Source organism: Kocuria marina, assembly GCF_000786655.1.
GTDB lineage: Bacteria > Actinomycetota > Actinomycetes > Actinomycetales > Micrococcaceae > Kocuria > Kocuria marina_A.
Map to the genome: position 1 here is coordinate 123,611 of NZ_JROM01000041.1, position 15,185 is coordinate 138,795.

The following is a 15,185-nucleotide window of genomic DNA, read 5'->3' on the forward strand; positions in this document are numbered from 1 at the left end:
CTGTCGTTCAGGCCCCGTGGTTCTCGGTTTCCCCGGCGATGAGCCGCTGTGCCTCCGCCATGCTGAGCGCCCCGGTCCCGTCCCAGCGCGGCTCGGTGTCCGGTGTGCGTTCCCTGCCCTGGTCCACGAACGGACGGGCCTCCGCGGGGGAACTGCGGACCAGGTCGGTCACGAGGTCCTCGTCCGCGGGGGTCGAGCCGTCCGCGGGGGTCGCGTCGGCCCCGAAAGGTTCCGGTTCATTCGCTTCGGGGTTCTGGTGCGCGGACTGTGTCGACGCCGCGGTATCACGGTCAGTTGTCAGGTCCCGTTCGCGGGCCACAACCGTGGCGTCCTCCGTCACGGGTCCGCCGGTCTCGGGAGAGGCCCCGCTCCCTGGCGCCGTCCCGCTTGCGGGCACGGTCTCACTCACCGGTCCCGCTCCATTGGCCGACACCGCGTCGCCCGCGGGCGAGCCCTGGGACGACGCCGCGGCGTCGCCGTCCGCAGGCACCGCACCGGCACCGGCGGCAGCGGTCGCCTCGGGGCTCTCACCGGACGCCGGAGCTGCCGGTTCGGCGCCGCCGTCCACGTTCGGGACGACCTCGTGCAGCCGCGCCAGCGTGATCGCGCCGTGGCGCAGCACCACGGGCGTCTCCCCCGTGCAGTCCACGATGGTCGAGGCCACGTCCCGGGCGTCGGCGGGGACCTCATCCGCGGGCCGCGGACCGTCGTCGAGGTAGAGCGCCACGCGGTCCTGCAGCATCTCGCGGGCCTGCTCGGCGGTGCGCGCGGCGGGCATTCCCGTGCGGTTCGCGGAGGACACGGCCATGGGTCCCACGCGCTCGAGGACCGCGCGGGTCACGGCGTCGTCGGGAACGCGCAGCGCCACCGTCCCGTGGGTCTCCCCCAGGTCCCAGCCCAGGGTGGGCTGTGCCCAGCAGATGATCGTGAGGGCGCCGGGCCAGAACGCCTGCGCGAGCGCGCGGGCGTCGTCGGAGACCTGGTCCGCGAGACCGTCGATCACCTCGGGGCGCGCGATCAGCACGGGCGGGGGCATCTCGCGCGTGCGACCCTTGGCGCCCAGCAGTCCCTGGACACCGGGCGCCGAGAACGCATCGCAACCGATGCCGTAGACGGTGTCCGTGGGCAACACGAGGCATTCGCCGTCCGCGACGACGCCCGCGGCCTCGGTCACGGCCGCTTCGAGTTCCTGCGGGGTCCCGCAGGATCGGATCTCACTCACGAGCAACTCCTCTGCTGACGTGTTTCGTGTTCTTCCCGTGCTCCGCGCACCCGGCCGTCCCGTCCCTGGTGCGTCTCTCGACGCGTTTCCCTGAACGACGGCGCTGGGGTGCGCCGGTGTCTCAGCCCCCCGGCCCCGGCAGCGTGGCGGTCGTGGCCCGCGGGCGGTCGGTCAGGTCGTGGTGCATACGGATGTCCCGGAACCCCCGGTCCCAGAGAGCGCGGGCGACGGCCGCGACCTGGGACTCGGCGTGTTCCATGACGAACGAACCGCCCGGACGCAGGATCCGCACGGCGGTGTCCATCGCGGCACACGGGAACGTCATCCCGGTCTCGTCCCCGCCGTACAGCGCCGTGGGCGGATCGTAGTCGCGCACCTCGGGATCCTCCGGAATCTCACCGTCCGGGACGTAGGGCGGGTTGGTCACGACCACGCAGAACCGCCCCGCCGACTCGACCGTGACGTCGCGGTAGTCGGCCTCGAGCAAGCGCACGCGGGAGCCCGCCAGATTGCGCCGGGTCCATTCCAGCGCGGCCGGTTCGCGTTCCACGGCGGTGACCCGACTCGCGGGATCCTCGCTCGCGACGGCCAGGGCGATCGCGCCGCTGCCCGTCCCGAGGTCGATGACCCCCGGGTGGGTCTCGCCGGCCTCGCGCCATACCCGCACAAGGTCCAAGGTCAATTGGACGAGCAGTTCGGTCTCCGGGCGGGGGACGAAGACCCCGGGACCCACCGCGAGCTCGAGCTGGCGGAACGGGGCCGTGCCCGTGATGTGTTGCAGGGGCTCACGCCGCGCGCGGCGTTCCACGAGGTCGCGGTACCCGTCCGGTTCCGGCGCGCCCAGGATGGCCCGCGCCTCGGTGTCACCGCGGCCCAGGCCCAGCGTGTGGGCGGCGAGCAACACGGCGTCGGCGTCCGGGGAGGCCACGCCCGCGCGGAGAAGCCGGGACCGGCCCCACGCGATCGCCTGGGCGAGAGTCGCGGCCACGGAGAATTACTTCCCGCCCGTGGACCCGTGCTGTGCGGAGTCCTGACCCAGTTGTTCCAACCGGTGCTTCTCGTCCAGTTCCACGGCGGAGGCGATCACGGGTTCTAGCGCGCCGTCCAGGACGTGGTCCAGGTTGTAGGCCTTGTACCCCGTGCGGTGGTCCGCGATGCGGTTCTCGGGGAAGTTGTAGGTGCGGATGCGTTCCGAACGGTCTACGGTGCGCACCTGCGACTTACGGGCCGCGGCGTTCTCGGCGTCGATCTGTTCCTGCTGGTGCGCGAGCAACCGGGCGCGCAACACGCGCATGGCCGCCTCACGGTTCTGCAGCTGGGATTTCTCGTTCTGCATGGACACCACGATGCCCGTGGGGACGTGCGTGATCCGTACCGCGGAGTCCGTGGTGTTCACGGACTGCCCACCCGGACCCGAGGACCGGTAGACGTCGATCTTCAGGTCGTTCTGGTTGATGTCGATCTCGTCCGGCTCGTCCACCTCGGGGAATACCAGCACCCCCGCGGCGGACGTGTGCACGCGCCCCTGGGACTCGGTCACGGGCACCCGCTGCACGCGGTGCACCCCGCCCTCGTACTTGAACCGGGCCCACGCGCCCTCGGCCGGATCGGAGGAGGACCCCTTGACCGCGAGCTGGACGTCCTTGTACCCACCCAGTTCGGTGGGGGTGGACGAGAGGATCTCGGTCTTGAGACCGGACTGTTCGGCGAAGCGCATGTACATGCGCAGCAGGTCCCCGGCGAACAGGGCGGATTCGTCCCCGCCCTCGCCCGCCTTGACCTCGAGGATCACGTTGCGGCCGTCGTCCGGGTCCCGGGGGATGAGCTTGCGGCGCAGTTCCTCGCGCGCCACGACGAGCTCGTCCTCGAGGGGCTTGACCTCCGCGGCGAGTTCGGGATCCATGCTCCCGAGCTCGCGCGCGGCGTCCAAGTCCTCGGAGAGGCGTTCCACCCGGCGATGCGCCTCGACGATGCCGTTGAGTTCGGAGTAGCGCCGACCCAGTTTCCTGGCCTTGCCCGCGTCCGCGTGGACGGCGGGATCCGCCAGGGCGCGCTGGAGCTCGGCGTGCTCATCCAGCAGCGGCTGAACGGGGTCGGACATGCGGTGCTCTCCTGGGATCGACGGGTGGAACGCGGTGCTCGCGGGTTCCTAGTGACCGGCCAGCGTGGTCTTCTGGACCTGCAGCAGGAACTCGGTGTTGGACTGGGTGTCCCGCAGCTTGCTCGTGAGCAGCTCCAGGGCCTGCTGCTGTTCCAGACCGGAGAGCACGCGGCGCAGGCGCCACATGATCTTGATCTCGTCCGCGGACAGCAGGTTCTCCTCGCGGCGGGTGCCGGAGGAATTGACGTCCACGGCCGGGAAGATCCGCCGGTCCGCGAGCTGACGGGACAGGCGCAGTTCCATGTTGCCCGTGCCCTTGAACTCCTCGAAGATGACCTCGTCCATCTTGGACCCGGTCTCCACGAGCGCGGTCGCGAGGATGGTCAGCGAGCCGCCGTTCTCGATGTTGCGCGCGGCGCCGAAGAACTTCTTGGGCGGGTACAGCGCGGCGGAGTCCACACCACCGGAGAGGATGCGGCCGGACGCCGGTGCCGAGAGGTTGTACGCGCGGCCCAGGCGGGTCATGGAGTCCAGCAGGACCACCACGTCCATACCCATTTCCACCAGGCGCTTGGCCCGCTCGATCGCGAGCTCCGCGACCGTGGTGTGATCGTCCGCGGGCCGGTCGAAGGTCGAGGCGATGACCTCACCCTTGACCGTGCGCTGCATGTCCGTGACCTCTTCAGGGCGCTCGTCCACGAGCACCATCATGAGGTGGACCTCGGGGTTGTTGGTCGTGATCGCGTTCGCGATCGACTGCAGCATGAGCGTCTTACCGGCCTTGGGCGGGGAGACGATCAGACCGCGCTGGCCCTTGCCGATCGGGGCCACGAGATCCACCACGCGGGGACCGATCTTCTTGGGCTCGGTCTCCAGGCGCAGCCGCTCCTGGGGGTACAGCGGGACGAGCTTGTTGAACTCGACCCGGTCCTTGTTCTCCTCGGGCTTGCGGCCGTTGACCGTGGTCAGCTGCACGAGCGCGGAGAACTTCTGGCGCGAGTTGTTGTGTTGTTCGCCCTCGCGGGGAGCACGGATGGCACCCACGATCGCGTCGCCCTTGCGCAGGTTGTTCTTCTTGACCTGGGACAGGCTCACGTACACGTCCGACGGGCCGGGCAGGTAGCCCGAGGTGCGCACGAACGCGTAGTTGTCGAGCACGTCCAGGATGCCCGCCACGGGCAGCAGGACGTCGTCCTCGGTGATCTCGACGTCGTCCACGTCCGGACCGTTGTGCCGGTTGCGACGGTTGCGCCGTTCGTTGCGGTCGTTGCGATCATTCCGATCGTTGCGATCGTTACGATTGCGGTTGCGCCGGTTGCGGCGGGAGTTGCCCTCACCGTCGTTGTTGCGATCGTTGGTGTTGCGGTTGCGCCGGTCGTTGCGGTTCTGGTTGTCCTGACCGCCGTCCTTGGCGTCACCGGAATCGTTGGACCCGCCCTGGCCCTTGGAGTCACGGCGGTTGTCCCGGTCCTGACCGTTGTCCTTGGAATCCTTCTGGTGGTTGCCGTGGCGGGAACCGTCCGACTGACCCTGCTTGTTCTCGCGCCTGTTCTCGTCCTGGGACGAGCCGTTCTGCTCGTTCTCCGCCGACTTCTCGTTGCGGCGACCGCGCTGGTTGCGCTGACCGCGCCCGGACTCGTTGCCGGAGTCGTCCGAGCCCTGGGCGGAGTCCTCACCGGACTCGTCCCGGCCCTTCTCCGCCTGGTCCTTGTCCCGCTGGTCCTTCTCCTGCTGGTTCTGGGCGGAACGGTCCTGAGCCGAACGGTCCTGGCCGGAGCGCCCGTGCTCACCGGTGCCGCTGGCCGTGGCGCGCCGGGAACGGCGCGAACCGCTCTGCCGCGGGACGTTCTGTTCGCCGTTCTCGCCCTCCGAGCCCTCCTGGGACTTCGAGGAGGAGTCCGACGACGCCGCGTCCGCGGACGCGGCGGCCGGAGCGTCGTCGGCGGAGGACGACTGCGGAGCGTCGGAGGAGTGGCGCTGGGAGGCCTTGCGAGCGGTCTGCTCGATCTTGGCCTCCACGGCTTTGTCGCGCTCGGCGACGGCGCCCCCGCGCTGGTGGGCCTCGATGGCCTCGACCAGCAAGGACTTGCGCATGCGACGCGCGCCGGTAATGCCCAACTGTGCCGCGAGGGCCTGCAGCTGCGCGAGTTTGAGCCCGGACAGACCGGTGCTCTGGGCGTTCGAGGTGTCCGTTCCCTGTTCGGGGGCGGTGGTTTCTGTCACGAAGCTTCCTTCTGACTCGATGGGGGTTGCGGCACTCAGATCGCCAGCAACCCGACGATGATGGTGTGGGCCACCCGCGGCGGGCCACGAAAGTACGCGCCGGAGGCGCGCGTCATCAGCAATGAAGTCCCCCGAATCTCCCGCGGAGCCGGGACGCCACATCACAGAGGTGGCTGGTCTACGCGGAAGAGGATCGCAGAGAGGCGACGCGGTCGAACACCTGCGTTGAGGAACTGCGCACGGGGCTCGGCTGCGGGGCTGCACTGTCCGGCACGGACGCGAACCCGGGGCCTATTGCGTGGATACGCTCACTTTAGCACCCTCTTCGGGCACCCGCAGGACATGGACACGCCACGTCACCGTGCGCCCCTGGTACTCGTGCGCCGACGACGCCGCGTCCGCCGCGATCTCCTCGATCGCCGCGGCCACGCGCTGCGCGTGCTCCGCGCCGTTCGCGAGCGTGAGCACGGTGGGGCCCGCTCCCGAGATCAGGGCGGCGTGACCGAGGTCGCGCAAACGCGTCATGAGCTCGAAGCTCGGTGCCATGGCCTGCGCGCGGCAGGGCTGGTGCAGCAGGTCGAACGTCGCGGGGACGAGCAGCTCGGGCCGTTCGCCCAGGGCCGCAACCAGAAGAGCCGCGCGGCCGGCGTTCACGGCCGCCGTGCGATGCGCGACCGTCTCCGGCAGCAGTCCGCGGGCCACCGACGTGGCGACCTCGAAGTCGGGCACCGCGACCACGGGGACCACGTCCGGGTGCACGCGCACGGGCACGCTGTGGAAACGGCCTTCGTCCTCGTACGAGATCGTCAGGCCGCCCAACAGGGTGGGGGCCACGTTGTCCGGGTGCCCTTCCATGTGGGAGCACACCTGCAGCACCGCATCCGGTGACAGCCGGTGGGGTTCGGGGAGCAACGCGTTGGCCGCGAGGACACCGGCGACCACGGCGGACGCCGAGGAACCCATGCCCCGGCCGTGCGGGATCACGTTGTGGGCGCGCAACCGCAGCGGGGGCAGCTCACCGGCCCCGGCGGCGTCGAACGCGGCCTGCATGGCACGGATGACCAGGTGCTCGGGACCGCGCGGCACTCCCGCCGCACCCTCCCCCGAGAGGTCGAACTCGAGCCCGCGTTCGATGCGCGTGAGCGTCACGGTGTCGTAGTGGCCCAGCGCGAGACCGAGCGAGTCGAAGCCCGGGCCCACGTTGCCCGTGGAACCGGGGACCCGCACACTCACGGTGGTGCCCACCGGGGCGGCACCCGGTGCGCCCTCGGCACCCTGCGCGTCGGTGCGGGCGGCGTGCAACTGTGCGTCACTCACGGCGGGACCGATCATTCCAGACCGAGGGCCGCGGCCACGGAGACCACGTCGAAGGCCACGCGCTTGGGCTCGGCCGCCGTGGGGTCCTCGGCCTCGGCACCCTTGATCGCCCACTGGGGGTCCTTCAGGCCGTGGCCCGTGACGGTCACGACGATCGTCGCATCGGAGGGAACCTCCCCGGCCCGGGCCTTCTTGAGCAGACCCGCCACGCCGGACGCGGAACCCGGCTCCACGAACACGCCCTCGCGGGAGGAGAGCCAGCGGTGGGCCTCGAGGATCTCGTCGTCGCTCACGGAGTCGATGAGCCCGCCGGACTCGTCGCGCGCGGCGATGGCCGTGTCCCAGGACGCGGGGTTGCCGATCCGGATCGCGGTCGCGATGGTCTCCGGTTCCGTCACGGGGTGCCCCAGCACGAGCGGTGCGGCACCCTCCGCCTGGAAGCCCCACATGGCGGGCGTGCGGGTGGAGACCGCGGGCAGGGTCTCACCCGAGGTCGCCGGGGTCTCCTGCGCGTACTCGCGGTAGCCCTTCCAGTACGCCGTGATGTTCCCGGCGTTGCCCACGGGCAGCACGTGGATGTCCGGGGCGTCGCCCAGGGTGTCCACGACCTCGAAGGCCGCGGTCTTCTGACCCTCGATCCGGTACGGGTTCACGGAGTTGACCAGGAACACCGGGTAGGACTCGGAGAGCTTGCGCGCGACCTCCAGGCAGTTGTCGAAGTTGCCGTCGATCTGGATGATGTCCGCGCCGTGGGCCACGGCCTGGGACATCTTGCCCATGGAGATCTTGCCCTCCGGCACGAGCACCGCGCTGCGCATCCCGGCCTGCTTGGCGTACGCCGCCGCGGACGCGGACGTGTTGCCGGTGGACGCGCACACCACGGCCTTGGCCCCGGACTCCTTGGCCTTGGTGATGGCCATGGTCATCCCGCGGTCCTTGAACGAACCGGTGGGGTTCATGCCCTCGAACTTGAGCCACACCGTGGAGCCCGTGAGCTCGGACAGCGCCCGCGCCCGGATCAGAGGGGTGCCACCCTCTCCCATGGTGATGACCTCGGTCTGCTTGGTGACCGGCAACCGGTCCTTGTACTCGTTGATGACGCCCTGCCAGACGTGTGCCATGCCGCGTGCTCCTCGGTTCGACTCGTGGCCCCGCGCCGCGTGGTGCGCGGGGCGCTCAAGAATTATTCTCCGGCTTCCACCGGTGTGACGGACACGATGTCCCGCACCACGTCCAGCTCGCGCAGGGCCGCGACCGTGGCCATGAGGGACGCGTGTCGGCCGCTGTGCGTCACGAGCCGCAGCTGGGACATCCCGGGGGCGTCCGGGTCCTCGATCTGCAGCATCGTGGAGATCGAGACCCCGTGGTCCGCGAACACCTGGGCCAGTTGCGCGAGCGCACCCAGTCGGTCCGTGACGGCCACCGTGATGGACAGCCGCGTGGTGGCGTCGTCCATGCTCACGGCGGGCAGCGCCGCGTAGGCGTCGAGCGGGATGCCCTGAGCTCCCAGCGCGATCGCGCGCGCCGCGGAGACGAGGTCGCCCAGCACCGCCGACGCCGTGGGGTGACCACCCGCGCCCTGTCCGTAGAACATGAGGGAACCCGCGTTCGCGGCCTCCACGAACACCGCGTTGTACGCGCCGTGCACACCCGCGAGCACGTGGTCGCGCGGGATCATCACGGGGTTCACGCGCAGATTCACGCCGTCACCGCAGCGCTCGCCCACGGACAGCAGCTTGATCACGTACCCCGCCTCGCGGGCGGCCGCGACGTCCTGCGCCGTGATGCCCGTGATCCCCACGCAGTGCACGTCCGCGATCGTGTAGGTCGAGTGGAACGCGAGGGACGCGAGCACGGCGGCCTTGGCGGCGGCGTCGTGCCCCTCGACGTCCGCGGTGGGGTCCGCCTCGGCGTAGCCGAGCTCCTGAGCCTGCGCGAGGGCGTCGTCGAACGCGGCCCCCGTGGTGTCCATCTGGTCCAGGATGAAGTTGGTGGTCCCGTTCATGATGCCCAGGAAACGGTTGACCCGGTCCCCCGCGAGCGAGTCGCGCATGGGGCGCACGATGGGGATCGCACCGGCCACCGCGGCCTCATAGGACAGCTGGGCGCCCGAGGCCGCCGCGGCGTCGTGCAGTTCGCGCCCGTGCTCGGCGAGCAGCGCCTTGTTGCCCGTGATCACGGACTTCCCGGCGTTCAGGGCACGCAGCACACGCGTGCGCGTGGGTTCGATCCCGCCGGTCAGCTCCACCACCACGTCCGCGGCGTCGATCACCGCGTCCACGTCCGTGGTCAGCAGCTCCGCGGGCAGCTCCGTGTCCCGCGGGGCTTGCGGATTGCGCACGGCCACGCCGCTCAGCTCCAGGCACACGCCGCTGCGCAGGGCCAGCTCGTGGGCGTGGTTGAGCAGCACGCGGGCCACCTGGGAACCCACGGTGCCGGCACCCAGCAGGCCCACTTTCAGCACGGGCGTCTCGCGGTCGGTTGCGGGTGAAGTGTTCATGGCTCCTGGTGTTCTGTCGGGGGCTTGCTGTCGGGGCGTGTCAATGGGTGGGGCCGCGCCCCGCGGGCGGTCGCGGCCCGGTGGGCGCGGCGAGGCGGGCGCGGCGGGGCGGCGTCCGGCGCGGTGGCGGGGTGCGACGTCGCTCGCGTACCTCGACCGCGCCGGGCGGCTCACACCCCGGTGTCGCGGGCGAGCAGATCCGTGAGGGACTCGCGGCGCACGATTTCGCGGGTGGCACCGTCCGGTGCGACCGCCACGATCCCGGGGCGGGGCAGCCAGTTGTAGTTGCTGGACAGGGACCAGCAATACGCACCGGTCACGGGCACCACGAGCAGGTCACCCGCGGTGACGTCCCCGGGGAGGTAGACGTCCTTGACCACGATGTCACCGGACTCGCAGTGCTTGCCGACCACGCGCGAGAGCACGGGGGTCTCCTCGGACACGCGGTTGGCGAGCACGGCGGTGTAGTCGGCGTCGTAGAGCACGGGACGGGCGTTGTCGCTCATGCCGCCGTCCACGGACACGTACCGGCGCTGCACGCCCGGGCTGACCGTGACCGTCTTGACGGTGCCCACCGTATAGACCGTGCACCCGGAGGGCCCGGCGATGAACCGGCCCGGTTCGAAGGACAGGTGCGGGGTGGGCAGGTCCGAGGACTCGAGCACGGAAGTGAGCAGCGGGGCGAGGTCCGCGGCGATCGCGGCGACCTCGCGCGGGCTGTCCGCGGCGGTGTACGCCACACCGTGGCCGCCACCCAGGTCGATCTCGGGCAGCGTCACGTCCCAGCGCTCGGCCACGGTCTCGCGCAGCGCGAAGACGCGCTCGGCGGCCTGACCGAAGCCCTCCGCCGCGAAAATCTGGGATCCGATGTGGCAGTGCAGCCCGCGCAGGTCCAGTGCATCGGAGGCGTCAACGCATGCAGCCACGGCCACGAGTGCGGGAGAGTCCTCCCCCTCCTGCACGGGGTTCAGCGAGAGTCCGAACTTCTGGTCCTCGTGGGCGGTCGCGATGAACTCGTGCGTGGACGCGTGCACCCCCGGGGTCACGCGGATCATCACGGGCGCGCGGGTGCCGCGGTCGCGGGCCAGCCGTGCCACGAGCTCGATCTCGGCGAGCGAGTCCACGACGATGCGTCCCACGCCCACCTCGAGGGCCCGGTCGAGTTCCTCCGCGGACTTGTTGTTGCCGTGCAACGCGATCCGGCCCGGGGCCACACCCGCGGCGAGCGCCACGGCGAGTTCCCCGCCGGAGGCGGTGTCGATATTGAGGCCCTCCTCCGTGGCCCACCGCGCCACGGCGGTGTTGAGCAGGGCCTTGGAGGCGTAGTAGACCTCGAGTTCCACGCCGAGAGGATTCAGGGCGGCCTCGAACGCCTCGCGGAAACCGCGGGCGCGGTCCCGGAAGGTCCGTTCAGAGACTACGTAGCTCGGGGAACCGTGGCGCGCGGCGATCTCGGTCACGGGCACGGAATCCACGGTGACGCACCCCGTGTCATCCCGGGCGTACTGGGACGTGAAGACCACGGGGTCCAGTGCCGCGGGGTCCGCGGGGACCTGCAGCCAGGCCGGGGCGAGCGGGTGGGCGGGAGCGAGTTCGGTCATGGGATCACATCCTTTCGGGAGCGGAGACGCCCAGCAGGTCCAGCCCGTTGGCGAGCACCTGGCGTACGGCGTCGTTGAGCCACAGGCGGGTGTGGTGGACGGGTGCCACGGGGTCCTCGCCCTGCGGGGTGACCCGGCACGCGTCGTACCAGCGGTGGTACGCCCCGGCCAGGGCCTCGAGGTGGCGCGCCACGCGGTGCGGTTCGCGCAGGGCCGCGGCCTGGGCGACGACGGACGGGTACTGTCCGAGCGCTGCCAACAGGTCCGCTTCGCGCGGGTGCTCGAGCAGGGACGCGTCGAACCGGGCGGCACCGGACTCGTCCGCGCGGGAGACACCGGCGGCGTGGGCGTTGCGCTCTACGGCGCACGTGCGCGCGTGGGCGTACTGGACGTAGAAGACCGGGTTCTCGTTGGAGCGCTTGGTCAGCACGTCCAGGTCGATGTCGATGTTGGAGTCCACGGAATAGCGGGTCAGCGAGTACCGCGCGGCGTCCACGCCCACGGCCTCCACGAGGTCCTCCATGGTCACCACGGTGCCCGCGCGCTTGGACATCCGCAACGCGGTGCCGTCCTTGACGAGGTTGACCATCTGACCGATCAGCACCTCGACGGCGTCCGGGGAGTCCCCGAGCGCGGCCGCGGCGGCCTTGAGCCGGGCCACGTAGCCGTGGTGGTCCGCGCCGAGCATGTAGATGCACAGGTCCGCGCCGCGATCCCGCTTGTTCTTGAAGTACGCGATGTCCCCCGCGATGTACGCGGCGTGACCGTCCGACTTGATGACCACGCGGTCCTTGTCGTCCCCGTGATCGGTGGAGCGCAGCCACCATGCACCGTCCTCGAAGTACAACGCGTCCGAGAAACGCAGCTGGTCGAGCAGCTTCTCGACCTGGCCGTCCTCGAACAGCGAGTTCTCGTGGAAGAAGACGTCGAAGTCCACGCCGAACTCGTGCAGCGAGGACTTGATCTGGGCGAACATCAGCTCCACGCCCGCGGCGCGGAAGACCTCCTGCGGGTCCTCGGACTCCAGGGCGTCCGGGTGCTCGGCGAGGACCTCGTCCGCGATGTCCGAGATGTACTGGCCACCGTAGCCGTCCTCGGGAGCGGCCTCACCGCGGGCACGGGCCAGCAGGGACCGGGCGAAGCGGTCGATCTGGTTGCCGTGGTCGTTGAAGTAGTACTCCCGCACGACCGAGGCGCCCTGCGAATCCAGGATGCGGGCCAGCGAGTCACCCACGGCGGCCCACCGCGTGCCGCCCAGGTGGATCGGGCCGGTGGGGTTCGCGGAGACGAACTCGAGGTTGATGGTGGTGCCGGACAGGGTGTCCGCCGTCCCGAAGGCGCGGCCCTGCTCCACGATCGACTGCGCGAGCTCACCGGCCGCGGCGGCGTCGAGGGTGACGTTGAGGAAGCCCGGCCCGGCGATGTCCACGGTCTTCACACCGGGCACGGCCGACAGGCGCTCGGAGAGGATCTGCGCGACGTCCCGGGGAGGACGGCCCACCTTCTTGGCCACCTGCATGGCCACGGTGGTGGCCCAGTCCCCGTGCTCACGGTTCTTGGGTCGCTCCACCTTCGCGTGCGGGAGTTCGGCGCCGTCCACCGGGGTCAGTTCACCGGCGGCCACGGCGTCCTGCAGGCATGCTGACACGGCGGAGGAAAGTTCTTCAGGAGTCACCGTGCCAGTGTAACGGCGCGGGAGCACCCCGCTCGATCCGCGTCGATTGGTGCGCCCGCGCGACCTGGTAGTATCGTCGAGTTGTCGTCGCGGCCCGGGTTTCCCGGGTTCGTGACATGACCCGCCCGCGTAGCTCAGTGGATAGAGCGTCTGCCTCCGGAGCAGAAGGTCGTAGGTTCGAATCCTGTCGCGGGCACCACGAATGCCCTCCCCTCGGGGAGGGCATTTTCGCGTTCACGGACCCCGCGCCCCACCGGGTCGGCACCCGGACCGCGGGTGGTCCGGGCCAGCGGGTCAGCGATGACCGCGGCGCTGCTCGCGGGTCCTCAGGTGGGGGTTCAGTTCGAGCGGGTCGTACTCGTTGACCACGGAATCGCTGCCGTAGTGCTCCTCGAGCAGTTGGTCCTCCTCCACCGGGCGGGGCGGAGCCGTGCGCCGCAGCACGACCCCCACGATCGTGAACACACCACCCACCGCGAGGGTTCCGAAGCCCACCGCGATCATGGTCCACCCGCGCGCGTTCAGGGGTTCTCCCCCGTGGTCCGCCGCGGCCCGGCTCATCGCCACGAGACCCTCCGGCAGGGTGAAACAACACACGAACAACAGAAGCAGCCCCACCGCGGTGATGACGGACGTGGAACGTTGTCTGCGGTGGGGCTGCTTCATGGGATCAATGACCTTCCGGTGACACCCCCGGTGCGGAGGAACCACCCGTTGGGGCACCGTGGGCACGGGCACCCCGGGACGGGGCACCGGCCGGTTCGGCGCTACGAGCTGTCTCCAGAAGCGTAGCGTCATCCAGGGCGGGCTCGCCCGTGGCCGCTTGCAGCTTGCGGAACTCGGCGAGCAGGTCCGCCACGGTGGCCTCGGCCTTCTGCTGGGCGTCCAGCTCGAAGAGGATCCGGCCCTCGTGCATCATGATGAGCCGGTTGCCCAACCGCAGTGCCTGTTCCATGTTGTGCGTGACCATGAGCGTGGTCAGGTGCCGCTCGTTGACGATCCGCTCGGTGATCTCCGTGACGTGCTGCGCACGCTGGGGATCCAGGGCGGCGGTGTGCTCGTCCAGCAACAGGATCTCGGGTGCGGAGAACGTGGCCATGAGCAGGGACAACGCCTGGCGTTGCCCGCCGGACAACAGGCCCACCTTGGCCCCGAGCCGGTGCTCCAGACCCAGTTCGAGCGTCTTGAGCTCCTGCTCGAACTCGTGGCGCCGGGCGCGGGTGACGCCGCGCGCGAGTCCACGGGAGCGACCGCGGCGCTGCGCGATGGCCATGTTCTGCTCGATGCTCAGGGTGGGCGAGGACCCCTTCATGGGGTCCTGGAACACCCGGGAGATCCACGTGGCCTTGCGGTGCTCGGGCAGCCGCGTGACGTCCCGGTCCCCCACCGTGATCCGGCCGCTGTCCGGGATGATCGTCCCGGACACCGTGTTGAGCAGTGTGGATTTGCCCGCACCGTTGGAGCCGATGACCGTGACGAAGTCCCCGGGGTTGACCGTGAGGCTCACCCCGTTCAACGCCACGCGTTCGTTGACCGTCCCGGCGAAGAACGTCTTGCGCACGTCCTGTACGTTCAACATCCGATCACGCTCCCGTTCGTCCGGACACGCCGGCGTCCACGGTGCGCCGGGCGTGGGATCGCACGTCCGCCTGCACCGCTTGCGCGGCCCTGAGGGTGCGGTGGCGCTTCCACCGCTTGTACACGCCGAGCTGCGGCAGCACGAGCGCGATCACCACGAGCACCGCGGAGATCAGCTTCATGTCCGAGGGGTTCAACCCCGCCTGCAGCGCCACGGTGATCACCAGGCGGTACAGCACGGAACCGAGGATCACCGCGAGCGTGGCGATCACCACGGTGCGCGTGCCGAAGATGCCCTGGCCGAGGATCACCGAGGCGAGGCCCACGACGATCATGCCGATACCCATGCCGATGTCCGCGAAGCCCTGGTACTGCGCGATCAACGCACCGGACAGGCCCACCAGGGCGTTGGACAGGCACAGACCGAGGATCTTCTGCCGGTCCGTGTTCACGCCGAACGAGCGGATCATCTCCGGGTTGTCACCCGTGGCCTGCATGGCCAGACCGGCGTCCGTGTACAGGAACCAGTCCAGTGCGAGCTTCACGAGCAAGACACCGACCAAAAGCAACAGCACTCCCACGACCGTCCCCTGCAGCCCGGCCTCGCGCAGGGGCGTGAAGACGGTCTCCTCGCGCAACAGCGCGAGATTGGCCTTGCCACCCATGAGCCGCAGGTTCACGGAGTACAGAGCGGTCATGGTCAGGATGCCCGCGAGCAGCCCGTTGATCCGCGCCTTGGTGTGCAGCAGCGCGGTGATCAGACCGGCGAAGGCGCCGGCCACGAAGCCCACGACGGTCGCCAACCACGGGCTGCCGCCGTGCAGGATCACCATGGCCGCGGTGGCCGCCCCGCTCGTGAAGGACTGGTCCACGGTGAGGTCCGGGAAGTCCAGCACGCGGAACGTGAGGTACACGCCCAGGGCCATGATCGCGTAGATCAGCCCCAGTTCGATTCCAGCGATCACCGG

General features: G+C 70.2%; 12 protein-coding genes and 1 tRNA gene. 1 reads left to right on the top strand and 12 read right to left on the bottom strand.

Annotated features, from left to right (window positions below; all coding sequences use genetic code 11):
* Window positions 1-7: 7 nt before the first annotated feature.
* The 9 genes from AS25_RS13855 to argS all read right to left on the bottom strand — a co-directional run bounded on the left by AS25_RS13855 (window position 8) and on the right by argS (window position 12,639).
* Window positions 8-1,222 (bottom strand): L-threonylcarbamoyladenylate synthase, encoded by a 1,215-nt coding sequence (locus AS25_RS13855; protein WP_052160869.1) that lies wholly within the window; start codon window positions 1,220-1,222, stop codon window positions 8-10.
* A 121-nt stretch (window positions 1,223-1,343) separates the two neighbouring features.
* Window positions 1,344-2,210: a peptide chain release factor N(5)-glutamine methyltransferase gene (gene prmC, locus AS25_RS09655; RefSeq protein ID WP_035964673.1), complete on the bottom strand. Its 867-nt coding sequence runs from the start codon at window positions 2,208-2,210 to the stop codon at window positions 1,344-1,346.
* A gap of 6 nt (window positions 2,211-2,216) precedes the next feature.
* Window positions 2,217-3,323 (bottom strand): peptide chain release factor 1, encoded by a 1,107-nt coding sequence (prfA, locus tag AS25_RS09660; protein ID WP_035964674.1) that lies wholly within the window; start codon window positions 3,321-3,323, stop codon window positions 2,217-2,219.
* 48 nt (window positions 3,324-3,371) lie between these two features.
* Entirely contained in the window at window positions 3,372-5,546 is a 2,175-nt protein-coding gene (rho, locus tag AS25_RS09665; protein WP_035964675.1) for a transcription termination factor Rho, read from the bottom strand.
* Between the two features lie 291 nt (window positions 5,547-5,837).
* Window positions 5,838-6,848, bottom strand: coding sequence for a homoserine kinase (thrB, locus tag AS25_RS09670; RefSeq protein ID WP_052160882.1), 1,011 nt, complete (start codon window positions 6,846-6,848; stop codon window positions 5,838-5,840).
* A 26-nt stretch (window positions 6,849-6,874) separates the two neighbouring features.
* Window positions 6,875-7,984: a threonine synthase gene (gene thrC / locus AS25_RS09675; RefSeq protein WP_035964677.1), complete on the bottom strand. Its 1,110-nt coding sequence runs from the start codon at window positions 7,982-7,984 to the stop codon at window positions 6,875-6,877.
* 62 nt (window positions 7,985-8,046) lie between these two features.
* Complete coding sequence (locus AS25_RS09680; RefSeq protein WP_052160870.1) at window positions 8,047-9,363, bottom strand: homoserine dehydrogenase; 1,317 nt, start codon at window positions 9,361-9,363, stop codon at window positions 8,047-8,049.
* A 170-nt stretch (window positions 9,364-9,533) separates the two neighbouring features.
* Window positions 9,534-10,964 (bottom strand): diaminopimelate decarboxylase, encoded by a 1,431-nt coding sequence (gene lysA, locus AS25_RS09685; protein WP_035964680.1) that lies wholly within the window; start codon window positions 10,962-10,964, stop codon window positions 9,534-9,536.
* 4 nt (window positions 10,965-10,968) lie between these two features.
* Window positions 10,969-12,639, bottom strand: a complete 1,671-nt coding sequence (gene argS / locus AS25_RS09690) for an arginine--tRNA ligase (protein ID WP_035964681.1) — start codon at window positions 12,637-12,639, stop codon at window positions 10,969-10,971.
* A 123-nt stretch (window positions 12,640-12,762) separates the two neighbouring features.
* On the opposite strand from argS, the gene AS25_RS09695 reads away from it, so the two are divergent.
* Window positions 12,763-12,838 (top strand) — tRNA-Arg (locus tag AS25_RS09695).
* Between the two features lie 95 nt (window positions 12,839-12,933).
* On the opposite strand, the gene AS25_RS09700 is transcribed toward AS25_RS09695, so the two are convergent.
* The 3 genes from AS25_RS09700 to AS25_RS09710 are packed head-to-tail and all read right to left on the bottom strand — an operon-like array spanning window position 12,934 to window position 15,182.
* Window positions 12,934-13,305, bottom strand: a complete 372-nt coding sequence (locus AS25_RS09700) for a hypothetical protein (protein ID WP_035964682.1) — start codon at window positions 13,303-13,305, stop codon at window positions 12,934-12,936.
* Window positions 13,306-13,309: 4 nt separating this feature from the next.
* Window positions 13,310-14,218, bottom strand: coding sequence for an ABC transporter ATP-binding protein (locus tag AS25_RS09705; RefSeq protein ID WP_035964683.1), 909 nt, complete (start codon window positions 14,216-14,218; stop codon window positions 13,310-13,312).
* Between the two features lie 4 nt (window positions 14,219-14,222).
* Window positions 14,223-15,182 carry an ABC transporter permease gene (locus AS25_RS09710; protein ID WP_035964684.1) on the bottom strand — a complete coding sequence of 320 codons (960 nt, stop codon included), beginning with the start codon at window positions 15,180-15,182 and terminating at the stop codon, window positions 14,223-14,225.
* Window positions 15,183-15,185: the final 3 nt, after the last annotated feature.

Excerpts from the sequence above, each read along its gene's own strand:
- prfA (WP_035964674.1), bottom strand. The coding sequence starts at position 3,323 with ATGTCCGACCCCGTTCAGCCGCTGCTGGATGAGCACGCCGAGCTCCAG.
- thrC (WP_035964677.1), bottom strand. The coding sequence starts at position 7,984 with ATGGCACACGTCTGGCAGGGCGTCATCAACGAGTACAAGGACCGGTTG.
- AS25_RS09680 (WP_052160870.1), bottom strand. The coding sequence starts at position 9,363 with ATGAACACTTCACCCGCAACCGACCGCGAGACGCCCGTGCTGAAAGTG.
- lysA (WP_035964680.1), bottom strand. The coding sequence starts at position 10,964 with ATGACCGAACTCGCTCCCGCCCACCCGCTCGCCCCGGCCTGGCTGCAG.
- AS25_RS09700 (WP_035964682.1), bottom strand. The coding sequence starts at position 13,305 with ATGAAGCAGCCCCACCGCAGACAACGTTCCACGTCCGTCATCACCGCG.
- AS25_RS09705 (WP_035964683.1), bottom strand. The coding sequence starts at position 14,218 with ATGTTGAACGTACAGGACGTGCGCAAGACGTTCTTCGCCGGGACGGTC.